The following is a 24096-nucleotide window of genomic DNA, read 5'->3' on the forward strand; positions in this document are numbered from 1 at the left end:
GCTCAGCAGACCCAGCGCGAACATGTTCTTGCTGCGCTCGGCCTCCTTGCGGCTCAGATCGAACTCCCGCAGCGCCTCCACCGTCAGCGTGGTCAACGGCACCGGATGCACGCTGTAGCCGTCCAGCGAACCGTCCTCCAGCGGCGACACCGCATAGCCGACCTTCTGCAGCGCCCGCTTGGTGAACTCGTCGGTGTTGACGATGATCTCCGCCCCGCGCGGCAGATCGCCGAGGTTCGCTTTCAACGCGGCCGGGTTCATCGCCACCAGCACGTTCGGCGCATCACCCGGGGTCAGGATGTCGTGATCGGCGAAATGCAGCTGGAACGACGACACACCCGGCAGCGTCCCGGCGGGCGCCCGGATCTCGGCCGGGAAGTTCGGCAACGTCGACAGATCGTTGCCGAACGACGCCGTCTCCGAAGTGAAACGGTCACCGGTGAGCTGCATACCGTCACCCGAGTCACCCGCGAACCTGATGACCACACGTTCCAGGCGACGGACGTCCTTCGCCCCCACCGCTCCGCGCTGCTCTCCTGCGACTGCTTCGTCGGCCTGCTCCGCTGGGCTACTGACCTGGCTGGTCACTGAACTGGACCTCCCTCGAGGCGGCTGTCCCGGACAGGCCTTCCCGCAGGCCTCCCCGGATCAACCCTACGACCGCAAGGGTCGCCTTCTTGGGGTGATTCGCATGTTGGACGCGACTTCGCGACGATCGGGCACTCCGACTCTCATGTCCGGAGTTTCACGAATTGAGGTACGTCAACACGGCCAGCACCCTGCGGTGGTCGCCGTCGCTCGGGGACAGCCCCAGCTTGAGGAAGATGTTGCTGACGTGCTTCTCCACCGCCCCGTCGCTGACCACGAGCTGCCGGGCGATCGCCGAGTTCGTGCGCCCCTCGGCCATCAGGCCCAGCACCTCCCGCTCCCGCGGGGTGAGCCCCGCCAGGACGTCCTGCTTGCGGCTGCGGCCCAGCAGCTGGGCCACCACCTCGGGGTCCAGGGCCGTACCGCCCCCGGCCACCCGCACCACGGCGTCGACGAACTCCCGTACCTCCGCCACCCGGTCCTTCAGCAGATAGCCGACGCCCCGGCTGGACCCGGCGAGCAGCTCCGTGGCGTACCGCTCCTCCACGTACTGCGACAGCACGAGCACACCCAGCCCGGGGTGGGCCTTGCGCAGCTGCACCGCCGCCCGCACTCCCTCGTCGGTGTGCGTCGGCGGCATCCGCACGTCCGCCACGACCACGTCCGGCAGTTCGCCCTGCGCGTCCAGCTCGGTGATCGTCTTGACCAGCGCGTCACCGTCCCCGACGCCCGCGACGACCTCGTGCCCGCGGTCGGTCAGCAGCCGGGTCAGGCCCTCCCGCAGCAGCACTGAATCCTCGGCGATGACCACCCGCACCCTGTCCTCCACGATGTTCGGCCCCCCTGGCCCGGCGCCGCCCGTGCGCGGACCCCGACGGCCCCGCGCCCACCCGTGCGACGGGTCCAGCATTTCAGGACCGGCGCCCGAAGGGCACACGGCACGGGCATCCCGCCCGGCGGATCACTGCGGAGGGCCGACGTCCCGCCGGACCGGGGGAGGGGATCCTGCGGAGGCTCGCTGCTCACCGGACGCCGGGGCGCCCGCCCCTCACCGTGCCGGAGGGGGCGGGCGCTGCCGGGTCCGCTCGTCGGGTGCGGGCGGGTTGCCGGGGTCCGCTCGTCGGGTGCGGGCGCGCTGCCGGGGCCCGCTCGTCGGGGTCGGCGTGCTCGGCGTGCCCGGCGTGCCCGGCGTTGTTGCCAACGCGCCCGCACCTGGGGCGTCACCGGATCCGTGCGCCCCGCCACGGCAGCTCCGCCGTCACCCGGGTCGGGCCGCCGGCCGGGGAGTCCACGACGAGGATGCCGTCCACCGCGTCCAGCCGTTCGGCCAGACCCGCCAGTCCGGATCCGGCGGACACGTCCGCGCCGCCCACGCCGTTGTCCACGACCTGCAGCATCAGCCGGTTCTCCGTGCGCCAGACCTCCACACCCGCCCACGTCGCCCGCGCGTGCTTGCTGACGTTCTGCAGCAGCTCCGACGCCGTGAAGTAGGCGATGCCCTCGATCGCCGGTGCCGGCCGCTCCGCCAGGTCCACCTCGACCTGCACGGGCACCGTGCAGCGGGACGCCACCGCCGACAGCGCCGCGTCCAGGCCCCGGTCCGTCAGCACCGCCGGGTGGATGCCCCGGGCCAGGTCCCGCAGCTCCTGCAGCGCGGTCTTCACCTCGCCGTGCGCCTCGTCCACCATCCGCGCGGCCGCGTCCGGATCCTCCTGCAGCTTCTCCTTCGCCAGCCCCAGGTCCATCGCCAGCGCCACCAGCCGGGCCTGGGCCCCGTCATGCAGGTCCCGCTCGATGCGCCGCAGGTCGGCCGCCGCCGTGTCGACCACGACCCCGCGGTCCGACTCCAGCTCCACCACCCGCGTGACCAGGCGCGACGGGCCGAGCAGCCCGTGCACCATCAGCCGGTCCACCATCGTCAGCGCCCGCACGATCCACGGCGTGGCGATCGTGAACAGCAGCCCCACCAGCGCCGTCACGGTGATCTCGAACGGGTTGTCGAGGTACACCCGATGCGTCTCGTCGCCGTACAGCTGGATCCCGTCCTGCCCGGCGTACATGGGGAACACCCAGAACCACAGCGGGTACGTCAGCAGCCCCCAGCCCAGCACCCAGACGTTCACGGCGACGACGAAGGAGAAGATCGCCCAGGGCATTTGCAGCACCGAGTACAGCAGCGCCCGCCACGAGGTGCCGCTCTTCAGGACGGCCCCCATCCAGGCCATGGCGCCCTGCTTGCGCACCCGCAGCGGCTCCGGCTCGGCCACGTCCAGGCCCAGCAGCGCCCGTGCCCGGGCCCGTTCCACCGCGCCGATGCCCCGGCACCCGGCGAGCGCCGCCGCCAGCACCGGGATGCCCAGGAACGTCACCAGCAGGCCCGCCCCCAGCGAGACCATCGTGACCGCGTAGGTGAACAGCAGCACGCTGATCGGCAGGCTCAGCAGCACGTAGCCCAGCTCGCGCCAGGTGCGGCCCTCGACCGGCGCGCGCAGCGCGGCGGGCAGCCGGTGCCGCCGTTCGGTGCTCCCGCGGAACCCGGGCTCACCGTCGAGCCCGTACCCCTGTCCGTATCCCGTGGCCATCGGCGCCGTCCTTCTCCTCGTCCTGCGGCTGTTCCCTCGTATCTCCACCCTCCTCCTCACCGCCCTCGCGGACCATGAAGGCCGTCGGCGTCTTGGGCGGGGGGTTTTCCCCACCCCGGGGCGCCACGGGGCGGGGCATGCGCCAGGCCCCGCCGGCCAGGAGCCGGCGGGGCCACACGGAGACGGGGGCGGCTAGTGGGAGGGGCCGGTTCCGGCGGCCGCGGCGTCCCGCTCGCGCCAGGGGAGTTCCGCCGTGACCGTCGTCGGGCCGCCCTCGGGCGACTCCAGGACGAACAGGCCGTCGACCGCGTTCAGCCGGTCCGCCAGGCCCTTCATCCCCGTACCGCCGTCGACGCTCGCGCCGCCGCGGCCGTCGTCCCACACCTGGATGAGCAGCCGGTCGTCCGTGCGCCACACCTCGACCGAGGCCGACCTCGCCCGGCTGTGCTTGCTGACGTTCTGCAGCAGCTCCGAGACGGTGAAGTAGGCGATGCCCTCGATGGCCGCCGCCGGGCGCTCGGGCAGGTCGACCGTGACCTTCACGGGAACCGTGCAGCGCGAGGCGACCGACGACAGGGCCGCGTCCAGACCGCGGTCGGTGAGGACCGCCGGGTGGATGCCCCGGGCCAGGTCCCGCAACTCCTGCAGCGCCAGCTTCACCTCGCCGTGCGCCTCCTCGACCATCGCCGCCGCGGCGTCGGGGTCCTCCAGCACCTTCTCCTTCGCCAGGCCCAGGCCCATGGCCAGATTGACCAGGCGGGCCTGCGCCCCGTCGTGCAGGTCCCGCTCGATGCGCCGCAGGTCGGCCGCCGCGGTGTCGACCACGACCCCCCGGTCCGACTCCAGTTCGGCGATCCGCCGCTCCAGCTCGTCGGAGGGCGACAGCAGCGCCCGCACCATCGCCCGGTCGGCGTTGGCCAGCCCGCGCGCGATGAACGGCAGCACCGGCCACAGCACGAACAGCGAGACCGTCGTCACCGCGAAGGTCAGCACCCCCCACGGCAGCCGGATGAACTCGTACAGCACCGTCCGCCAGCCCACCGGGTCCTTCAGCTGCATCCACAGCCGCTGGAAGAAGCCGCCCCCGCCGCGCAGCCGCAGCCGGCTCGGCTCCTCCACCCGCACCCCGAGCAGCGCCCGCGCCCTCGCCCGCTCCAGCCGGCCCAGCTGCCGCGCCCCGATCAGTCCCGCCGCCAGCAGCGGGAAACCGACCACCGTGACGGTCAGCCCGAACCCGGTGAACAGCACGGTCACGACGTAGGTGAAGCCCAGCAGCGACACCGGGAGGTTCGCCAGGAGGTGCGCGATCTCCTTCCAGGTGTGCCGGTCGTAGGCGAAGCGGGGCGGCGGCGGGTGGCCGTCCTGTCCGGCTGCCCCCGCGGCCGCCTTCGCGCCGGGGGACGGGAAGCGTTCGGTCATGTGCGTAAGCGTGCCCGGCGGCGGACGGCCGCGCCATGAGGTGGGCCGCCAGGATCCACTGAGGAAAACCCCACCCCCTTGATCCCGGCGGTGACGGGCTGCTTACCCTGCCCTTATCAGGGCCTAGACTCCCGTGCGTACAGATCGCCGAACGACGGCGTCCGTGTCTCCGGCCCCCGCCGGGGTACCGCGGGATCGTCACAAACGCCAGGGTCGTCACAGGAACCAGTGCGAGTTTCAGGGAGCGAGGGACGGACGTGCCGGAACCGACCGTCGTCACCACGACCGTCGTCGCGGCGGACTACTTCCGGGCCTACTCGGTCGTCGGCCTGCTCGCCGTCGTCGGCGTGCTGTTCGTCGCCGTCGCCTTCGGGGCCGGCCGCCTGCTGCGGCCCGTGGTCCCCACCCCCGAGAAGCTCCTGACCTACGAGTGCGGCGTCGACCCCGTCGGCGAGGGCTGGGCCCACACCCAGGTCCGCTACTACGTCTACGCGTTCCTCTACGTCATCTTCGCCGTCGACTCGATCTTCCTGTTCCCCTGGGCGACCGTCTTCGCCGCCCCCGGCTACGGCGCCGCGACCCTGGTCGAGATGTTCGTCTTCCTCGGCTTCCTGGCCGTGGGCCTGCTCTACGCATACAAGAAGGGCGTCCTGGCATGGACGTGACCCCCGAGCCCGTACCGCTGCCGGAGCCGCGGCGGCTGGGCACCCTCGCGCGTCTCGCACCCGAGCCGATGAAGGTGATCCTCAACTGGGGCCGCCGCTACTCGCTCTGGGTCTTCAACTTCGGCCTCGCCTGCTGCGCGATCGAGTTCATCGCCGCGTCGATGGCCCGCCACGACTTCATCCGCCTCGGCGTCATCCCCTTCGCGCCGGGCCCGCGCCAGGCCGACCTGATGGTCGTCTCCGGCACGGTCACGGACAAGATGGCCCCGGCCGTGAAGCGCCTCTACGAGCAGATGCCCGAGCCGAAGTACGTCATCTCCTTCGGCGCGTGCAGCAACTGCGGCGGCCCGTACTGGGATTCGTACGCCGTCACCAAGGGCGTCGACCAGATCATCCCCGTCGACGTCTACGTCCCCGGCTGCCCGCCCCGGCCCGAGGCGCTCCTCCAGGGCATCCTCAAGCTCCAGGAGAAGATCGCCCGGGAGTCGCTGGGGGACCGGTACGGCGACGGCCCGCCCCGCCCGTCGGCGGCGGCACTGCAGAGCGGCCTGGTGCGGCCGCCGGGTGCGGCCCACGATCCGGCGGCGACGCCGGCGGCCGGTGCGGTGTCGGCGGCCGGTGCGGTGTCGGCGGCCGGTGCGGCGTCGGACGCCGGTGAGGCATCGGACGCCGCCGACCCGGCCGCTGCCCGGGGTGCCGAGGGCGACGCGACGTCCGGGGAGGGCCGATGACCGCGGTCGGCTGGCTGCCCGCCGACGCCGGCGAACTCTTCGGCCCGGACGCCACCGCCGAGGAGTCCTACGAGGTCCTCACGGTCGACGTGCCCCCGGCCGCCTGGATCTCCGCCCTGGAGACCGCCCGCGACCGGCTGGGCTGCACATACTTCGACTGGCTGAGCGCCGTGGACGAACCGGGCACCGGCTTCCGCGTCACGGCCCACGTCGCCGCGCTGGCCCCGGTCCGCCGCCTGCTGCTCCGGACGACGGTCCCGCACGAGGCCCCCACCCTGCCCTCGGCGATCGGTGTCTACGCCGGCGCAGCCTGGCACGAGCGCGAGACGCACGAGATGTTCGGCGTCGCCTTCGAGGGCCACCCGGCGCTGGACCACCTCCTGCTGCCCGACAACTTCGAGGGCCACCCCCTGCGCAAGGACTTCGTCCTCGCCGCGCGCGTCGCCAAGGCCTGGCCCGGCGCGAAGGAACCCGGCGAGTCCGAGCACGGCGGCCCCAAGCGCCGCCAGATGCTCCCGCCCGGCGTGCCCGACCCGAACGAATGGGGCCCCCTGAAGGGCCAGCTCCCGCCGGCCCCCGCCCGCCCGGCCCGGGGCGCCCGCGCGGCAGGCGAACGCCCGGCCCGCACGCCGCGCGCCGCGGGTGAACGCCCGGTGCGGCGCACGCGCTCGGCATCGGAGGGCTCGGCGAGCCAGGCGACGGCGAGTCAGGAGACGGCGAGTCAGGCGACGGCAAGTCAGGCGGCGGCTTCGGAGAGCGCTGCGGCTGCGGGAAGCCCGGCGGCTGCGGAGGGTGCCGGGGCTGCGCCGGGCTCTGCGGCTGTGGCCGGTTCCGGTGCGGCCACATCCGCGGTGCCGGGCGCCGGTGAGGCCGCAGCCGCGACGACCGGTTCCGACGCCGTGACCGATTCGGCCGCCACGACCGAGGCCGCGCCCCCGACTGATGCCGCTCCCTCGGCCGAGGCCGCCTCCGCGGCTGAGGCCGCAGCTCGGGCTGCCGGCGCGGCCGAGACGGCCGCAGCCGCGGGCGCTGCCGAGGCGGTGGGCGCAGCCGAAGCGGCGGCTTCCACAGGTGAAAGCCCCTCCGCTGAGGCCGCGGAAGGCGGCACCGCCGCGGCGACGGGCCCGCGCCGCGCCCGCAGCGCGAGCGAGGGCTCGGCGTCGCAGCGCACACGGCCGGGCTCCTCCACCGGACCCCGCCGCGCGCGCAGCGCGTCGGAGGGCAGTGCGAGCCAGCGCTCCGTCCCACCGGCCGAGCCCGAGGCGGCCAACGGCACGACCACCCCGCCCGGCAGCCCGGCCCGCACTCCGCGCAGCACGGACGCTCCGTGGCACCACGCCCGCCCGGCCTTCGACGAACCCGAACCCGCACCCGCACCCGAGCGGTCGGACAGGGCGGGGGAGGCCCCGCACCCGACGGACGAGCCGCAGCCCAGCGAGCCGCGCGAGCCGGCGAAGGACGCCGACGAGGCGCAGCCGCGTGACGGCGAGCGGCCAGCCGACGAGCCCGGCAACTCCGGCACCCCCGGTAACCCCGGCGACCCGGCCAGCCTCAGCGGAACCGAGTCCGAGCCCGAGTCCGGATCCCAGCCCGAGCTCGAATCCCAGCCCGAGTCCGGATCCCAGCCCGAGCTCGAATCCCAGCCCGAGCCCGGATCCCAGCCCGAGCCCGGATCCCAGCCCGAGCCCGATTCCGAGTCGGACTCCGATTCCGATCCCCGTCCCGATTCCCCAGGAGGCCCGCGGTGAACGACGTGCTCGACGTCATCCTGCGACTCCTGATCGTCTTCGTCGTCTTCCTCACCTTCCCCCTGATCATCGGCCAGACCGAACACAAGGTGATGGCCCACATGCAGGGCCGCGTCGGCCCCATGTACGCCGGCGGCTTCCACGGCTGGGCCCAGCTGATCGCCGACGGCGTGAAGTTCGCGCAGAAGGAGGACGTCGTCCCCGCGGGCGCCGACCGCCGCATCTTCCAGCTGGCCCCCGCAGTCGCCCTCCTGCCCTACCTCCTCGTCCTGCTCGCCATCCCGGTCGGCCCGGGCGAGGGTGCCGTCGGGCAGGTCGTCGACGCGGGCGTCTTCTTCGTGCTGGCCGTCATGGGCGTCGGCGTCCTCGGTTCGCTCATGGCCGGCTGGGCGTCCGCGAACAAGTTCTCCCTCCTCGGCGGCCTGCGCACCGCCGCCCAGCTCCTCGCCTACGAACTGCCGATGCTGCTGACCGCCGCCTCCGTGGCGATGGCCGCCGGCACCGTCTCCCTGCCCGGCATCCTCGACGCCTTCGAGTGGTGGTGGCTGCCCTGGCAGATCGTCGGCGCGATCGTCTTCTTCGTGGCCGGACTCGCCGAACTCCAGCGCCCGCCCTTCGACATGCCCGTCGCCGACTCGGAGATCATCTTCGGTGCCTACACCGAGTACACCGGCCTCCGCTTCGCCCTCTTCCTCCTCGCCGAGTACGCGGGGATCGTCGTCCTGTGCGGTCTGACCACCGTCCTGTTCCTGGGGGGCTGGCACGGCCCGTGGGGCGGCGACGGTCTCGGCTGGGTGTGGACCCTGCTCAAGACCGCCGTCCTGGCCTTCCTTGTCATCTGGCTGCGCGTCACCTACCCGCGCCTGCGCGAGGACCAGCTCCAGAAGCTCTCCTGGACCCTCCTCGTCCCCCTCGCCCTCGCCCAGATCGCCCTCACCGGCGTCGTCAAGGTGGTGATCCAGTAACCATGGCCCCCATTCCAGGAAGTGGCCTGGCCAAGGGCCTGGCCGTCACCCTCCGCACGATGACGAAGAAGTCCGTCACCGCGCAGTACCCGGACGTCCAGCCCGAACTCCCGCCCCGCTCCCGCGGTGTGATCGGCCTGTTCGAGGAGAACTGCACGGTCTGCATGCTGTGCGCCCGCGAGTGCCCCGACTGGTGCATCTACATCGACTCCCACAAGGAGACGGTCCCGCCCGCCGCACCCGGTGGCCGCGAACGCAGCCGCAACGTCCTCGACCGCTTCGCCATCGACTTCGCCCTGTGCATGTACTGCGGTATCTGCATCGAGGTGTGTCCTTTCGACGCCCTGTTCTGGTCCCCGGAGTTCGAGTACGCCGAGACCGACATCCGCGACCTCACCCACGAGCGCGACAAGCTTCGCGAGTGGATGTGGACCGTCCCCGCCCCGCCCGCGCTCGATCCCGGCGCGGAGGAACCGAAGGAACTCGCCGCCGCCCGCAAGGCCGCCGACAAGCTCGCCGCCCAGCAGGCCCCGCCCGTCACCGAACCGCACGCCGACGAGCAGGCCCGCGCCGCCGAGCAGCCCACCCGCGCCCACGGCGACTCCAAGCAGCAGGTGGACCAGCCCGGGCCGGACTCCGACCGCCGCGGACCGGAGCAGGGGGGCACCGCGTGACCGTCTCCGCCAGCGCCGCCCAGCTCCTGGCGCACTCCGCGACCGCCGCTGCCGAGACCCGCGGCTTCCTGTCTCCGACCGGGGTCGAGATCGCCTTCCTCCTCGTCGGCCTGGTCACCTTCGGCGCCGCCCTCGTCACCGTCACCACCCGGCAACTCGTGCACGCCGCCCTGTGGCTCGTGGTCGCCCTCGGCGGCCTCGCCGTCGAGTACCTCCTGCTCACCGCCGAGTTCATCGCCTGGGTGCAGGTCCTCATCTACGTCGGCTCCGTCGTCGTCCTCCTCCTGTTCGGCCTGATGCTCACCAGGGCCCCCATCGGCCGCTCACCGGACGCCGACTCCGGCAATCGCTGGGTCGCCCTCACCGTGGCCGTCGCCGCGGCCGCCGCCCTGGTCTGGGTCGTGGTGGACGCCTTCCGCACGACCTGGATCGACCTGGACGGCCCTACCGCCGGGTCCACCGAGGCCACCGGCGCCGGCCTCTTCCAGAACTGGGTCCTCCCCTTCGAGGCCCTCTCCGTCCTCCTCCTCGCCGCCCTCGTCGGCGCGATCGTCCTCTCCCGCAAGGCCAAGCCCGACGCGGCGACCCCGGCCGAGGCAGTCACCAAGGCCGACCCGGCCCCCCGGTCCGACACACCCGCCCAGGCCCACCCGGCTCCCACAACCGGCGCACCTGCCCAGGCCGGCCCGGCTCCCGCGTCCGGCGAACCCGCCCAGGCCGACCCGGCCCCCGCGACCGGCGAACCCGCCCAGGCCGACCGGACTCCCGCGTCCGGCGAACCTGCCCAGGCCGGCCCGGCCACCAGCGCCGCGGCAGCGTCCGGGCCCCACACCGCGCCCCGGGCCGACGCGGACTCGTCCGACACCGGCCACACCCCCCGACGCGGCACGGAAGGGACCCGCTGATGCACCTCGCCTATCCCGCCGTGCTCTCCGCCCTCCTCTTCTGCACCGGCCTGTACGGCGTCCTGGCCCGCCGCAACGCGATCCTCGTCCTGATGTCGGTCGAGCTGATGCTCAACGCCGTCAACCTGAACCTGGTCGCCTTCGACGTCTGGCTCAGCAGGACCGCCGAGGAGACCCTGCACTCCGGCCAGGCCCTGACCCTGTTCACCATCGCCATCGCCGCCGCCGAGATCGGCATCGGACTGGCGATCGTCCTCGCCGTCCACCGCAACCGCGGCACCGCGGACATCGACAAGCTCCGCGACACCGCCGAGCGGCACGACCCCGACGGCCCGGACGGACCCGGCCACGACACCCGCACGGCCGGCCCGGCCGACGAGGCCCGGAAGGCTGAGGCCACCGCGTGACCACGACCACCCTCGCCGTCCTCGTCCCCCTGCTGCCCTTCCTCGGGGCCGTCGCCGGCCTGCTGCTGGGCCGCACGGCCCCCGGCTTCACCCGCCCGCTCGCCGTCCTGCCGACCCTCGCCTCCCTGGTGCTCGCCGCGCTGGTCGCCGCCCGCCAGGGCGGTGGCGCCGCCGTCGACTCGGCCACCGAACTGACCCCCACCGGGTCGGTGCCGATCGAACTGGCCCTCCACATCGACGGCTTCGCCGCCCTCGTCGCCGTCCTGGTCGGCCTGGTCGCCTCCTGCGTGCAGATCTACTCGACGGGCTACCTTCGCGACGACCCGCGCTACCCCTCCTACGCCGCCCTGGTCTCCCTGTTCACCTCCGCGATGCTGCTGGTCGTCTACTCCGGCGACCTGATGGTCCTGCTGGTCGGCTGGGAGGTCATGGGCATCTGCTCCTACTTCCTGGTCGGCCACTACTGGGAGACCCCGGAAGCCCGCGCCGCCTCCCTCAAGGCCTTCCTGGTCACCAAGCTCGGCGACGTCCCCTTCCTGATCGGTCTGTTCGCCCTGGCCACCGACGCCGGGTCCTTCCGCATCACCCGCGTCCTCGGCACCGTCGCGAGCGGCGGACTGGACCACCCGACCGTGATCGCCCTGCTGCTCCTGGCGGGCGTGGCGGGCAAGTCGGCGCAGTTCCCGCTGCACACCTGGCTCCCCGACGCGATGGCGGGCCCCACCCCCGTCTCCGCGCTGATCCACGCCGCGACGATGGTCGCCGCCGGTGTCTACTTCATCGCCCGTCTCCTCCCGGTCTTCGAGGCCTCGCAGGCCGCGATGGTGGTCATGGCCGTCATGGCCGCCGTCACGATGGCCGGCTCGGCGCTCGCCGCGCTCGCCCAGGACGACATCAAGCGCGTCCTCGCCTACTCGACGATCGGGCAGCTCGGCTACATGACCGGCGCCCTCGCCGTCGGCGACCGCGGTGCCGCCGTCTTCCACCTCCTGTCCCACGGCGCCTTCAAGGCGCTGCTGTTCCTCGCGGCCGGCGTGATCATCCACGCCGCCGGTACCAACTCGCTGGCCGCCATGTCCCGCATGGGCAAGCTGCGCGACCGCGTCCCCGACGCCTACTGGACGATGACCGTGGCGCTCCTCGCCCTCGCCGCGATCCCGCCGTTCAGCGGCTTCTTCTCCAAGGAGGCCGTCCTCGGCGTCGCCGAGCACGTCGTCACCGGACACACCGAGCACGCCCCCGCCGCGGCCGGGTGGATCGTCCTCGTCGCCGGTCTGCTCACGGCCGTGCTCACCGCCGCCTACGCCACCCGCCTGTGGCTGCTCACCTTCCGCGGCCGGGGCGTCGAGGCCCCCGACCACGGCAGGCAGCCGCTCACGATGACCGTCGTGCTGTGGGTCCTCGCGGTGCCGTCCCTGGCCCTGGGCGGGTTCGCGTTCCGCCTGCTGCCCGACTGGTTCGACGGCCGCGACCTCGGCCCCACCCTGACGACCTCCGTGCTCGGCACGGGTGTCGCCCTGGCCGGCGGCATCGTCACCTACGCCGCCTGGCGGCACACCACCGCACGCGCGGCCCGCGTCCCGCTGGGCGCCGTCGCGGCCCACCCCGAGGGCGACGCCGCCCGGGTCGAGGCCGAGGCCATCGCCAGCCACGAGCCCGCCTACGGTGACATCGCCCAGGCACCCGACCCCGCCGACCCGGGACGGCTCCTGCTCGGCCCCCTGCACCGGCACGCGGCCGCCGGCTTCCACATGGACGCCCTGTACGCGGCCCTCTTCGTCCGCCCGGTCCAGGCCGGAGCGAGCCTCGTGCGGTTCCTCGACCGCGAGGTCGTCGAGACCTACGTGCGCGGTGCGGGTGCGCTGCCCCGCTGGCTCGGCGCCGCCGTACGGCGCGCCCAGACCGGCAACGTCCAGACCTATGTGAGCGCGCTGCTCGCCGGCACCGTCGTCCTCGCGGTCGCCGCCGTCCTCGTCGCCACGGGAGCGTGAGCAGGCGTGATCGATATCAGCGAGTCCGTGATGCAGTTCCTTCTGGCGTTCGTCGTCGTCGGCCCGCTCCTCGGGGCCGTCGCGGCTCTCCTGCCCGCCCCGCCCGGGCTGAAGGGGAAGTCACCCGAGCAGGCGGTGCTCCGCCACGGGGTGACCGTCACCGGCGCCGTACTCCTCGCGGCGATCGTCCTCACGCTCGGCTTCGACCACGACCAGCCGTCGAGGATGCAGGCCAGCACGGACATCAGCTGGATCCCCGCGCTCGACGTGCGCATCCACCTCGGCGTCGACGGCATTTCCCTCCCCCTCCTGGTCCTGACCGCGCTGCTGACCTTCCTCTGCGCGCTCTACTCGTACTTCAACCTGCCGGCGGGTCCGGCCCCGAAGGCCTTCGTCGCCCTGCTGCTCGTCCTCGAGTCCGGCACACTCGCGACCTTCGCCGCCCTCGACCTGCTGCTGTTCTTCCTGGCCTTCGAGATGGTCCTCATCCCGATGTACTTCCTCATCGCCCGCTGGGGCGGTGAGGACCGGAGCCGGGCCGCGTGGCGGTTCATCCTCTACACGCTGCTCGGTTCCGTGGTCATGCTGCTCGGCCTGCTCCTGATCGGAATCGAGGCGGGCACGTTCGACATGGTGGCACTCGCCACTGACAACGGCCGGTCACTGACCACATCCGTGCAGGTCATCGCCGTTCTGGCGATCGGGATCGGGCTCGCGGTGAAGACGCCGATGTGGCCCCTGCACAGCTGGCTGCCCGACGCCCACACCGCCGCCCCGACCGTCGGCTCGGTCCTGCTGGCCGGTGTCCTGCTCAAGATGGGCACGTACGGATTCGTCCGGATCCTGCTGCCCGTCGCGCCCGACGGTTTCCGCGTCTTCGCGCCCTACCTCGCCGCCCTGGCGGTCGTCGGCATCATCTACGGATCCCTGGCCTGCCTCGCCCTGGCCAAGCGGGGCGCGAAGGGCGACCTGAAGCGCCTCATCGCCTACTCCTCCGTCGGCCACATGGGGTTCGTCCTGCTCGGCATCGCCACCATGACGCCGACCGGCGTGAACGGCGCACTCTTCGCCAACATCGCCCACGGCCTCATCACCGGCCTGCTGTTCTTCCTGGTCGGCGCCCTGAAGGACCGCACCGGCACCACCGACCTCGACACCCTTGCCGAGGAGACCGGCGCCGCCCTCTACGGCAAGGCCCCGCGCCTCGGCGGCCTGCTCGCCTTCGCGGCGGTCGCCTCCCTCGGCCTGCCGGGCCTGGCCGGGTTCTGGGGCGAGATGCTGGCCCTGTTCGGCGCGTTCCAGCCTGCCGAGGGCCTCAGCCGCCCCGCCTTCCTCACCTTCATGGCGATCGGCGCCTTCGGCACGCTGCTGACGGCCGCGTATCTGCTGACCGTGGTCCGGCGCGTGTGCATGGGCGCCCAGCCCCAGGACGCGCCCCGCCTCACCGACGTCCGCTCGTACGAATTCGCGGCCTGGACCCCGCTCGTCGTCCTCACCGTCGTCGCGGGCCTGTGGCCCAAGGCCCTGCTCGGCCTGAGCGACCCGGCCGTCCAGCAGCTCCTCGCAGGAGGCACCCGATGAGCTCCACGGCCCAGCCCCTGGCCGCCTCCCTGGTCCAGTCCGTCGACTGGCTCGCCATCGCACCGCCCACCCTGGTGGCGGTCGTCGGACTCGTCGTGCTGGTCGCCGACCTGTTCGTCCCCGAGCACCGCAAGGCGATCCTCGGCTGGACGTCCGTCGCCGGGCTCGCCGCCGCCACCGCGCTGCTGCTGCCCCTCCTCGACGGCGACCGCAGCACCTTCTGCCTGAACGGCGACGCCACCGTCTGCAGCTACACCGCCGACCGCTTCACCCTGGTCATCCAGTTCCTCGTCCTCGGCGGCGCCCTCCTCGCCGCCCTGCTGTCGGTGACCGCGCTGAAGGACGCCCGCAAGGACCTGCCCGAGGGGGAGTACTGGTTCCTGCTGCTGTCCTCCGCCGCCGGCGCCGCGCTCCTGCCCGCCTCCCGCGACCTCGCCACCCTGATCGTCGCCCTCGAAGTCGCCTCCCTGCCCGCTTTCGCGCTGGTCGGACTGAGGTACGGCGACCGCAGGTCCTCCGAGGCGGCCCTGAAGTTCTTCCTGTCCTCGGTGACCGCCACCGCGGTCAGCCTCATGGGCGTGAGCTTCCTGTACGCCTCGACGGGCACCCTCCACCTCACCCGGATCGCCGAGCGCATCCAGGAGGTGGACGGCCGGCTCGACACGCTCGCCCAGACCGGCGTCGTCCTCACCCTGATCGGCTTCGCCTTCAAGACGGCCGCCGTGCCCTTCCACTTCTGGGTCCCCGACACCTACGTCGGCGCCCCCCTGCCGATCGCCGCCTACCTGTCGGTCATCGGCAAGGCGGTCGGCTTCACCGGCCTGATCCTCGTCACGGTCGTCGCCCTCCCGTCGTACGCCGACGTCTGGGGCCCGGCCCTGGCGGTCCTGGCCGCGCTCACCATGACCGTGGGCAACGTCGGGGCGCTGCGTCAGCAGACCACGCGCGCGTACAGCGCGGTACGCCTGCTCGCCTGGTCCTCCGTGGGCCAGGCCGGCTACCTCCTGGTGCCGATCGCGGCCGCCGCGTACTCCGAGGACCCGGAGAAGTCGATCGGCTCCACCGTCGCCTACGCCCTGATGTACGGCGCCGTGAACCTGGGCGCCTTCGCGGTCGCCGCACTCGTCGGCCGGACCAGGACGCTCAACCGGGTCGCCGACTACCGCGGCCTGTACGCGGCCAGCCCGCTGTCCGCTCTGCTCCTGGCGTTCTTCCTGCTCTGCCTGGCCGGGCTGCCCCCGGGCATCATCGGCCTCTTCGCCAAGGTCACCGTCTTCTCCGCGGCCGTCGACGCCGGCCTCGGCTGGCTGGCCGTGATCATGGCCGTCAACGTCGTCATCGCGCTGTTCTACTACCTGCAGTGGACCGCCCTGCTGTTCCGTACCCCCGAGGGCGAAACCGAGAAGCAGCGCGTGCCCGCCCCCCTCACGGCGGCGATCGCCGTCACCGGAGTCCTCGGCGTCGCCCTGTCCGGCGCCCCGCAGCTCGTCCTTCGCTTCACCGACACCGGCCTCTTCTGAGCGGGACCGCCGCCCGGGTCCCGCTTTCACCCCACGCGTGCGGGGCACTCGCCCCCGCACGCGTGCGGGGCGGGACCCACGGCTGTCACCCGTACGGCTCACGGCCGGTCACGCGCGCACAAGGGAACTAGTGCCTCCCGCCTGGCGTTGACCAGTACGGGAGGGTCCACTGGACGTGACACCACAGCACCGGTGGCACCGCAGAGACGCAAGCAAGGGTTCCCCTGCCGCACGACTTGGAGGGCGTACCGTGCACCGCCGGCACAACGGGCTCAGGACAGCAGTCCTCCTGGGGGGACTGTCCGCACTCATCATCGTCATCGGCAGCTTCTTCGGCCGCATGGGGCTCGTCATCGCCGTCCTGGTAGCACTGGCCACCAACGCGTACGCGTACTGGAACAGCGACAAGCTGGCCCTGCGCGCGATGCGCGCCCGCCCCGTCAGCGAGTTCGAGGCCCCGCAGCTCTACCGCATGGTCCGTGAGCTGTCCACCCAGGCCCGCCAGCCGATGCCGCGCCTGTACATCTCGCCGACGGAGGCGCCCAACGCCTTCGCCACGGGCCGCAACCCGCGCAACGCCGCCGTGTGCTGCACCGACGGCATCCTGCGCCTGCTGGACGAGCGCGAGCTGCGCGGCGTCATCGGCCACGAACTGAGTCACGTCTACAACCGCGACATCCTCATCTCGTCGGTCGCCGGCGCCCTCGCCTCCGTGATCATGTTCCTGGTCAACTTCGCCTGGCTGATCCCGATCGGCCGCTCCGACGACGACGACGGCCCCGGGCTGCTCGGCATGCTGCTGATCATGCTGCTGGGCCCGCTCGCCGCCTCCGTCATCCAACTGGCCATCAGCCGCTCCCGGGAGTACCAGGCGGACGCCTCGGGCGCCCAGCTCACCGGCGACCCGCTCGCCCTGGCCAGCGCCCTGCGCAAGCTCGAAGTGGGCACGAAGCAACTCCCGCTGCCGCCCGAGCCCCGCATCGAGACGGCCAGTCACATGATGATCGCGAACCCGTTCCGTCCCGGCCAGGGCCTTTCCAGGATGTTCTCCACACACCCGCCGATGGCGGAACGCATCGCCCGGCTCGAGAAGATGGCAGGTGGGAACCAGTGAGGACCATACTCAACGTCATATGGCTCGTCCTGAGCGGCTTCTGGCTGTTCCTGGCCTACATAGCAGCGGGCCTGCTCCTGTGCATCACCATCATCGGCATCCCGTTCGGCGTGGCCGCCTTCCGCATCGGCGTCTACGCCCTGTGGCCCTTCGGGTACACGACCGTCGAGCGCCATGACGCCGGTGCACCGTCCTGCGTGGGCAACGTGCTGTGGCTGGTGCTCGCGGGCTGGTGGCTCGCCCTCGGCCACATCGTCACCGGCATCGCGCTGTGCGTCACGATCATCGGCATTCCCCTCGGCGTGGCCAACTTCAAGCTCATCCCGGTCTCGCTGCTGCCGCTGGGCCGCGACATCGTGCGGACGCACGAGCCGTTCGCAGCCCGCTGACGCCGAGGCGAAGGCCGGGTTCCTCCACAGGCGGTAGGCCTCCACGGGCGCAGGTTGTCCACAGGCGAGGGGTTGTCCACAGCCCCGCACGCCTTCCGCCCACGGCCCGCAAGATGAACCCATGACCGCGATCGAGCAGTTGCCGAGCCCGAGGACCACCACACCCCCTGACGTACGCCTGCGAACCACCACTTCGTGCGGTGCCACACGCTTACGGCGCACAAGACCGGCCGCCCCGACCCGCAACCCGAAGAGACCGGCGGACAGTCGCGCGCCCCAACTCACAGAGCCCCGCCTCATAAAGCCACACGGGCCCGCTCACCGTTGACGACCCCGCTCACCCCATGGATGGACGGACGACTCGCCGACGCGAAGCTCCCCGAGTTTCACGTGCCGCCGGCCCCGGACGCGGATCCGTTCCCGCCCCACCGCCGCCGCACCCCGTAGGCGACGGCCCCCACCGCCAGCGCCCCCGCACCCACGGCCACGGACCCGCCCGGCAGCGCGAACGCCAGCACCACACACCCGACCAGCCCCACCGCCGGCACCACCCGCGCCACCGGTGACGAATCGAGCGTCCACGCCGACGCGTTGGCCACGGCGTAGTACGCCAGCACACCGAAGGAGGAGAACCCGATCGCGCCCCTGACGTCCACCGTGGCGGCCAGTACGGCGACCACCGCGCCCACGGCCAACTCCGCCCGGTGCGGCACCCGGAACCGAGGATGGACCGCGGCCAGCGCACCCGGCAGATGCCGGTCCCTGGCCATGGCCAACGTGGTCCTGGACACCCCCAGGATCAGCGCGAGCAGCGAACCCAGCGCGGCGACGGCGGCCCCGACCCGCACCACCGGCGCGAGCCCCGGCACGCCGGCGGCCCGCACCGCGTCCGCCAGAGGCGCCGTCGCGCTCCCCAGCCCACCGACCCCCAGGACCGAGAGGACAGCCACCGCCACACACGCGTACACGACCAGCGCGATGCCCAGGGCCAGCGGAATCGCCCGGGGGACGGTCCGTGCCGGGTCACGGACCTCCTCACCCAGGGTCGCGATCCGGGCGTACCCCGCGAACGCGAAGAACAGCAGGCCGGCCGCCTGCAGTACCCCGTGCGCGCCACTCGACGCCCCGATGTGCAGCCGCCCGGCATCGGACTCGCCCGACACCAGACACACGACCACCACGGAAGCGAGGACGGCCAGGACCACCGCCACGATCACCCGCGTGAGCCACGCGGACTTCTGCACACCTCCGTAGTTCACCGCGGTCAGCGCCACCACGGCCGCGACGGCCACCGCGTGCGCCTGTCCCGGCCAGACGTACGCACCCACGGTGAGCGCCATGGCCGCACAGGAGGCCGTCTTCCCGACCACGAAGGCCCAGCCCGCGAGATGCCCCCAGAACTCCCCGAGCCGCTCGCGCCCGTACACATACGTGCCACCCGACGCGGGGTACAGGGCGGCCAGGCGAGCCGACGACATGGCGTTGCAGTAGGCGACCACCGCGGCTACGGCGAGCCCGAGGAGCAGCCCCGACCCGGCCGCGCGGGCCGCCGGCGCGAGGGCGGCGAAGATCCCTGCCCCCACCATCGAACCGAGTCCGACCACCACGGCGTCGCCCACACCCAGGGTGCGGCGCAGTTCTGAACCGGAGGCTGTCACGCGTCGCACCCTACTGATCACCGCAACCGGTGGATGTCCCGCGGACGTCCTCCCCACCAAGACGGCATGAACGCGCGCGGCAAGGACGACGCACGCGGGCACGCCGTGGCACCACCCGCGACAGCCGGCCCCCCGGGAGCAAGCTCACAGGGCCGGGGCCGTGCGGGCACAGCGTGAAAGGGCAGGTTCACGGCATGACCATCATCAGCTGGATCATCCTGGGACTGTTGGCCGGAGCCATCGCGAAGTTCCTGCTGCCGGGCCGCGACCCGGGCGGTCTCATCGGCACCACCCTGATCGGCATAGCGGGCGCGTTCATCGGCGGCTGGATATCGGCCCGCTGGATGGACCACCCGGTCACCAAGGACTTCTACGACGGCACGACCTGGGCCGCGGCGATCGGCGGATCGCTGGTGCTGCTCATCGCCTACCGCCTCCTGTTCGGCCACTCACGGGACTGACCCGGGCAGGCCCCCACCGCGCCCGACGACCGGGATGGCCCGGTGCGCCGGAGCAAGAAGGGTGGGCGCCGGAACGGCTGCCCACCCTTGCTCATCCGCATCCGGGCCGAAGGAAAGGCCCGCGAGCCGGACCTACCGGTAGTTCACGAACTGCATCGCGAAGTCGTAGTCCTTGCCCTTCAGCAGGTTGATGACGGCCTGCAGGTCGTCGCGGCTCTTGGAGCTGACCCGCAGCTCCTCGCCCTGGACCTGTGCCTTCACGCCCTTGGGGCCCTCGTCACGGATGGTCTTCGCGACCTTCTTCGCGTTCTCCTGGGAGATGCCCTCCTTGATCGACGCGAAGATCTTGTACTCCTTGCCGGAGAGCTGGGGCTCGTCCGCGTCCAGGGCCTTCAGCGAGATGCCCCGCTTGATCAGCTTGGACTGGAAGACGTCGAGGATGGCCTTCACCCGGTCCTCGGAGTTCGCCTCCATGAGGATCTTCTCGCCGGACCACGAGATCGAGGCACCCACGCCCTTGAAGTCGTAGCGCTGCGAGATCTCCTTGGCGGCCTGGTTGAGTGCGTTGTCGACCTCCTGCCGCTCGACCTTCGAGACGATGTCGAAACTGGAGTCGGCCATGTCCTGTGGCTCCTTGTATCGGGGTGCGTGTGGTGCGTACGGCGTGTGTGAGGGGCGCGGCAGGGACCCTTCCGGGCCCGGGCCGCATCCGGACAAGCCTAGCCACCCGTCGCCCCCCGAGCGCAGATCAATCGGGTGGCGAAGCACCCCTCCGCATCGGGTATTGTTTACGTCGTTGCCACGGAGCGCCGCGGAAAGCGGCTCGCCGGGCAGCAAACCCTGGCGGTGTGCCCGAGCGGCCAAAGGGAGCAGACTGTAAATCTGCCGGCTCAGCCTTCCCAGGTTCGAATCCTGGCGCCGCCACACATGAGGAAGCCCCTCTGGACTCAGTCCAGAGGGGCTTCTTCGTGTTGTGCGCGCTCCCAGCAGGGCCAGGTGGCCCACGTCACTCGTTGCCGGCGTTCCTCTGCAGCGGCAGGCACAAGAAAAGGCGAGGAGCACCCCTCCTCGCCACTCTCAACGTATAGCGCGAGGGGGCTCTTGCGGCAAGCCCCCCATGTTGTCGCAGAATCCTCGGCCTGAAGCGGCAATGGGCGGAAAATGGGGGTTCGCGTGTACGACGTGATCATCGTCGGTGGCGGTCCGACCGGCATGCTGCTGGCCGGGGAGCTGCGGCTGCACGGGCTGGGCGTCGTGGTGCTGGAGAAGCTGGCCGCGCCGACCGGTCAGGCCCGCGCGCTCGGCCTGCACGTCCGCAGCATCGAGATCCTGGACCAGCGCGGACTGCTGGAGCGTTTCCTGTCGCACGGCAGGAAGATCGAGAACGGCGGCGTCTTCGCCGGTCTGACCCAGCCGTGGCCGGAGCGGCTGGACACCGCGCACGGCTACATGCTCGGCATCCCGCAGACGGTCACCGAGCGGCTGCTGACCGAACACGCCGCCGGGGCCGGTGCTGAGATACGCCGCGCCTGCGAGCTGGTCGGGCTGAGCCAGGACGAGGACGGTGTGACCGCCGAACTGGCCGACGGCGCACGGCTGCGCTCGCGCTGGCTCGTGGGCTGCGACGGCGGCCGCAGCACGGTGCGCAAGCTGCTGGGCGTCCGCTTCCCCGGTGAGCCCAGCCGCACCGAGACACTGCTGGGCGAGATGGAGCTGACCGCGTCCCCGCAGGAGGTGGCGGCGGTGACGGCCGAGGTCCGAAAGACACAGTTCCGGTTCGGCGCCATGCCGCTCGGGACGGGGACGTACCGGGTCATCGTGCCGGCGGAGGGCGTGGCCGAGGACCGTACGGCTCCGCCGACCCTGGAGGAGCTCAGGCAGCAGCTGCGGGCGTACGGCGGCACCGACTTCGGCGCGCACTCACCGCGTTGGCTCTCCCGCTTCGGCGACGCGACGAGGCTGGCCGAGCACTACCGCACCGGCCGCGTCCTGCTGGCCGGCGACGCCGCGCACATCCATCCGCCGACCGGCGGCCAGGGCCTCAACCTCGGCCTGCAGGACGCCTTCAACCTCGGCTGGAAACTCGCCGCGCAGGTGCGCGGATGGGCGCCGGAGGGACTGCTCGACAGCTACCACCAGGAGCGCCACCCCGTGGCCGCCGCCGTACTGGACAACACCCGTGCGCAGATGCAGTTGCTGGCACCCGAGCCGGGCGCGCAGGCCGTGCGCCGGCTGCTGGCCGAACTGATGGACATCGAGGCGGTGAACCGGCACCTGATCGAGAAGGTCACGGCGATCTCCGTCCGCTACGACGTCGGTGCGGGCCACGACCTGCTCGGCCGACGGCTGCGGGACGTGCGGCTGGCCAACGGCCGCCTCTACGAGCGGATGCACGACGGCCGAGGTCTGCTGCTGGACCGGACCGGCGGCAGGCTGTCCCCGGCGGGCTGGACGGACCGGGTCGGCCACGTGGCCGACGGCGGCACGGAACTCGACGTCCCCGCCGTGCTGTTGCGCCCGGACGGCCATGTGGCCTGGGTCGGTGAGGATCAACTCGGCCTGAACGAGCAGTTGCTGCGGTGGTTCGGTCCGGCACGACCCTGAGCCGGCCACCACGCGGGACACACGACGACCGGCTGTTGAACGGCAGCGCGGCCGCGGGCTGGGCGGAGAGGCGGGTCGGGGCGGAGAAGCCGGTCGGGGCGGAGGAGCCGGTCGGGGCGAGCGGCTCCTCGCCTGCCCCGGCCGAGGCTCACCTGCCGACCCGCCCGCTTTCCCGGGCCGGCTCCTCCGGTACGGCCCGCGCCCCGCCCGCCGGCTGAGCACCGGCCGCCCCCGAACTCCCCACCCGCTGGCGGGGAATGAACGAAGCCACCGCGAACGCCAGCAGCGCGGCCCCCGCTCCGATGGCGAGGACGACCTTGAAGCCGTTCTCGGAGGGCAGGACGGCCGGCCCGAAGGGGGTCGTGAGCTGCGCGAGGATCACTCCGGCCACCGCGCTCGCGGTCGACGTGCCGATGGACCTCATCAGCGTGTTGAGGCTGTTGGCGGCGCCCGTCTCCGAGGCCGGCACGGCGCCCATGATGAGCGCGGGCATGGCACCGTACGTGAAGCCGATACCGGCTCCGATGACGCACGTGACGAGCACGAAGTGCCACAGCTCGGACATCAGCACGATGTTCAGCCCGTAGCCCGCGGCCACGATCAGGGCGCCCACCATCAGCGTGCTCTTGGGGCCCTTGGCCTTGGACAGCGCGGCCGACACCGGAGCCGTGGCCATCATGACCAGCCCCGACGGTGCCATCGTCAGCCCCGCCACCAGCAGTGACCTGCCCAGACCGTAGCCGGTCGCCTCAGGCAACTGCAGGAGCTGCGGAATCACGAGGGACATCGCGAACATGGCGAACCCGACGGCGATGGAGGCGAGGTTGGTGACCAGCACCTGGCGGCGTGCGGTGGTCCGCAGGTCGACCAGCGGCTCCTCGACCCGCAGCTCCCACCAGCCCCAGGCCGGCAGGACGACCACGGCCGTCGCGAACAGTCCGAGCGTGGTGCCGCTGCCCCACCCCCAGTCCGCGCCCTTGGAGACGGCCAGCAGCAGGGACACCAGCCCGGCCGCCATGCCCACGCCGCCGACCAGGTCGAAACGGCCGCCGGTGCGCACCCGGGACTCGGGCACGACGACCGGCACCAGTACCAGGGCGACCGTGCCCAGTGCGGCCGAGGCCCAGAACAACGCGTGCCAGTCGAAGTTGTCCGCGATCAGCGCGGCGGCGGGCAGCCCGAGAGCGCCGCCGACACCGAGGGAGGCGCTCATCAGGGCCGTCGCGGACCCCAGCCGTTCGGCGGGCAGTTCGTCCCGCATGATGCTGATGCCGAGCGGGATCACGCCGGACGCCAGACCCTGCAGTGCCCGGCCGACGACCATCGGCGCGAGCGAGTCGCTGAGCGCGGCCGTCACCGATCCGGCCACCAGCATGACGAGGCTGACCAGGAGCATCCGGCGCTTGCCGTACATGTCGCCGAGCCGGCCGATCACCGGTGTGGCGACGGCGGCGGCGAGCAGCGTGGCGGTGACGGCCCACGCGGTGTCGGAGGCCGGGGCGTTGAGCAGCCGGGGCAGCTCGGGGACGATCGGGATGACCAGGGTCTGCATCAGCGAGACCACGATCCCGCCGAAGGCCAGGGCCGCGACGACCGCGTCGGGCCGCGGCGCGGCGGACCTCCCGTCCTCGGCGGGGCGGGACAGGGCTGAGGGCATGGCCGGGCCTCCGTAGGGCGCGCGGGGGGACAGCGGTGACCCGCACAAGCTAAGCCTATTGATTGACTTAAGCAACTGGATTGACTTGAGCAACTGGATGCCTGCCTCTGCTGAACGGCACACCGCGCCGGGTCGGGGTACCCGCCCGAACCGTCCCCCGGCACGCGGCACACTGGCCCCATGTCCTCACGCCGCAGGATCTGCCCCGAGTGCCGCCGCGAGATCGCCGTCGTCGCCGGGCGGTACGCGCGCCACGACCCGCCCGGAGCGCGCGAGCACGGCGAGCTCACCTCGTGCCCCGGCTCCCGCCGCCCGGCCCTCCCGGGCCCGGAACAACCGTCCCTGGACGGTTACGTGGTCCCGGACTTCCCCGGTCAACTGCCCCTGTTCTGAAGGCGCCCCCGGCGCAGCAGCCGCGACTGCCGCGACTGGCGCGA

Annotated in this window: 21 protein-coding genes, 1 tRNA gene and 1 pseudogene; 16 read left to right on the forward strand and 7 right to left on the reverse strand. The window is 72.4% G+C overall.

All coding sequences use genetic code 11. From position 1 onward, the window contains the following. The 4 genes from ACZ4M5_RS08120 to ACZ4M5_RS08135 form a co-directional block, all read right to left on the reverse strand. The coding region (locus ACZ4M5_RS08120) for a 2-oxoacid:acceptor oxidoreductase family protein (RefSeq protein WP_467734304.1) at positions 1-588 on the reverse strand (588 nt) is incomplete at its 3' end. A 157-nt stretch (positions 589-745) separates the two neighbouring features. After that, positions 746-1405 carry a LuxR C-terminal-related transcriptional regulator gene (locus ACZ4M5_RS08125; protein ID WP_467735518.1) on the reverse strand — a complete coding sequence of 220 codons (660 nt, stop codon included), beginning with the start codon at positions 1403-1405 and terminating at the stop codon, positions 746-748. Between the two features lie 403 nt (positions 1406-1808). Further along, complete coding sequence (locus tag ACZ4M5_RS08130) at positions 1809-3170, reverse strand: sensor histidine kinase (protein ID WP_467734306.1); 1362 nt, start codon at positions 3168-3170, stop codon at positions 1809-1811. A gap of 192 nt (positions 3171-3362) precedes the next feature. Further along, on the reverse strand, positions 3363-4589 hold the full coding sequence (locus ACZ4M5_RS08135) for a sensor histidine kinase (RefSeq protein ID WP_467734308.1): 1227 nt from the start codon (positions 4587-4589) through the stop codon (positions 3363-3365). 257 nt (positions 4590-4846) lie between these two features. Here ACZ4M5_RS08135 and ACZ4M5_RS08140 point away from each other — a divergent pair, with 257 nt between their 5' ends. From ACZ4M5_RS08140 to ACZ4M5_RS08195, 12 genes and pseudogenes are all read left to right on the forward strand, one after another. Continuing rightward, entirely contained in the window at positions 4847-5254 is a 408-nt protein-coding gene (locus ACZ4M5_RS08140) for an NADH-quinone oxidoreductase subunit A (protein WP_376329150.1), read from the forward strand. After that, the gene (locus ACZ4M5_RS08145; protein ID WP_467734311.1) at positions 5245-5985 is read left to right on the forward strand and encodes an NADH-quinone oxidoreductase subunit B; all 741 of its coding nucleotides are present in this window, start codon (positions 5245-5247) and stop codon (positions 5983-5985) included. Before ACZ4M5_RS08140 ends, ACZ4M5_RS08145 begins: the two co-directional genes overlap by 10 nt. Then, positions 5982-7733, forward strand: a complete 1752-nt coding sequence (locus ACZ4M5_RS08150; RefSeq protein WP_467734313.1) for an NADH-quinone oxidoreductase subunit C — start codon at positions 5982-5984, stop codon at positions 7731-7733. The genes ACZ4M5_RS08145 and ACZ4M5_RS08150 overlap by 4 nt, the downstream gene beginning before the upstream one ends. After that, positions 7730-8698 carry a complex I subunit 1/NuoH family protein gene (locus ACZ4M5_RS08155; RefSeq protein WP_467734315.1) on the forward strand — a complete coding sequence of 323 codons (969 nt, stop codon included), beginning with the start codon at positions 7730-7732 and terminating at the stop codon, positions 8696-8698. The genes ACZ4M5_RS08150 and ACZ4M5_RS08155 overlap by 4 nt, the downstream gene beginning before the upstream one ends. Positions 8699-8700: 2 nt before the next feature. Continuing rightward, entirely contained in the window at positions 8701-9372 is a 672-nt protein-coding gene (locus tag ACZ4M5_RS08160; RefSeq protein WP_467734317.1) for a NuoI/complex I 23 kDa subunit family protein, read from the forward strand. Further along, positions 9369-9948, forward strand: a pseudogene (locus ACZ4M5_RS08165) (NADH-quinone oxidoreductase subunit J family protein); the annotation flags it as partial. The gene ACZ4M5_RS08160 and the pseudogene ACZ4M5_RS08165, both read left to right, overlap by 4 nt. Before the next feature lie 328 nt (positions 9949-10276). Continuing rightward, positions 10277-10684 carry an NADH-quinone oxidoreductase subunit NuoK gene (gene nuoK / locus ACZ4M5_RS08170; protein WP_467734319.1) on the forward strand — a complete coding sequence of 136 codons (408 nt, stop codon included), beginning with the start codon at positions 10277-10279 and terminating at the stop codon, positions 10682-10684. Continuing rightward, positions 10681-12675: an NADH-quinone oxidoreductase subunit 5 family protein gene (locus ACZ4M5_RS08175; RefSeq protein ID WP_467734321.1), complete on the forward strand. Its 1995-nt coding sequence runs from the start codon at positions 10681-10683 to the stop codon at positions 12673-12675. Before nuoK ends, ACZ4M5_RS08175 begins: the two co-directional genes overlap by 4 nt. 6 nt (positions 12676-12681) lie before the next feature. After that, complete coding sequence (locus ACZ4M5_RS08180; RefSeq protein ID WP_467734323.1) at positions 12682-14256, forward strand: NADH-quinone oxidoreductase subunit M; 1575 nt, start codon at positions 12682-12684, stop codon at positions 14254-14256. After that, positions 14253-15776 (forward strand): NADH-quinone oxidoreductase subunit N, encoded by a 1524-nt coding sequence (locus tag ACZ4M5_RS08185; protein ID WP_467734325.1) that lies wholly within the window; start codon positions 14253-14255, stop codon positions 15774-15776. The genes ACZ4M5_RS08180 and ACZ4M5_RS08185 overlap by 4 nt, the downstream gene beginning before the upstream one ends. 250 nt (positions 15777-16026) lie before the next feature. Beyond that, the gene (gene htpX / locus ACZ4M5_RS08190) at positions 16027-16890 is read left to right on the forward strand and encodes a zinc metalloprotease HtpX (protein ID WP_467734327.1); all 864 of its coding nucleotides are present in this window, start codon (positions 16027-16029) and stop codon (positions 16888-16890) included. Beyond that, complete coding sequence (locus ACZ4M5_RS08195; RefSeq protein ID WP_467734329.1) at positions 16887-17279, forward strand: YccF domain-containing protein; 393 nt, start codon at positions 16887-16889, stop codon at positions 17277-17279. Before htpX ends, ACZ4M5_RS08195 begins: the two co-directional genes overlap by 4 nt. A 386-nt stretch (positions 17280-17665) precedes the next feature. Here the strand turns inward: ACZ4M5_RS08195 and ACZ4M5_RS08200 are convergent, their stop codons facing one another. After that, positions 17666-18946 (reverse strand): APC family permease, encoded by a 1281-nt coding sequence (locus tag ACZ4M5_RS08200; RefSeq protein ID WP_467734331.1) that lies wholly within the window; start codon positions 18944-18946, stop codon positions 17666-17668. 185 nt (positions 18947-19131) lie between these two features. On the opposite strand from ACZ4M5_RS08200, the gene ACZ4M5_RS08205 reads away from it, so the two are divergent. Next, entirely contained in the window at positions 19132-19398 is a 267-nt protein-coding gene (locus ACZ4M5_RS08205) for a GlsB/YeaQ/YmgE family stress response membrane protein (protein ID WP_467734333.1), read from the forward strand. 132 nt (positions 19399-19530) lie between these two features. On the opposite strand, the gene ACZ4M5_RS08210 is transcribed toward ACZ4M5_RS08205, so the two are convergent. Further along, the gene (locus ACZ4M5_RS08210) at positions 19531-20019 is read right to left on the reverse strand and encodes a YajQ family cyclic di-GMP-binding protein (RefSeq protein ID WP_369195949.1); all 489 of its coding nucleotides are present in this window, start codon (positions 20017-20019) and stop codon (positions 19531-19533) included. Positions 20020-20240: 221 nt separating this feature from the next. On the opposite strand from ACZ4M5_RS08210, the gene ACZ4M5_RS08215 reads away from it, so the two are divergent. Then, positions 20241-20322, forward strand: a tRNA-Tyr gene (locus tag ACZ4M5_RS08215). Between the two features lie 237 nt (positions 20323-20559). Further along, positions 20560-22002, forward strand: coding sequence for a rifampin monooxygenase (gene rox / locus ACZ4M5_RS08220; protein ID WP_467734335.1), 1443 nt, complete (start codon positions 20560-20562; stop codon positions 22000-22002). A 148-nt stretch (positions 22003-22150) separates the two neighbouring features. Here the strand turns inward: rox and ACZ4M5_RS08225 are convergent, their stop codons facing one another. Beyond that, complete coding sequence (locus ACZ4M5_RS08225; protein ID WP_467734337.1) at positions 22151-23659, reverse strand: MFS transporter; 1509 nt, start codon at positions 23657-23659, stop codon at positions 22151-22153. A 180-nt stretch (positions 23660-23839) separates the two neighbouring features. Here ACZ4M5_RS08225 and ACZ4M5_RS08230 point away from each other — a divergent pair, with 180 nt between their 5' ends. Continuing rightward, entirely contained in the window at positions 23840-24052 is a 213-nt protein-coding gene (locus ACZ4M5_RS08230; RefSeq protein ID WP_333932871.1) for a hypothetical protein, read from the forward strand. The last annotated feature ends 44 nt before the right edge of the window (positions 24053-24096 follow it).

Source organism: Streptomyces sp. NPDC026246, from assembly GCF_055567995.1.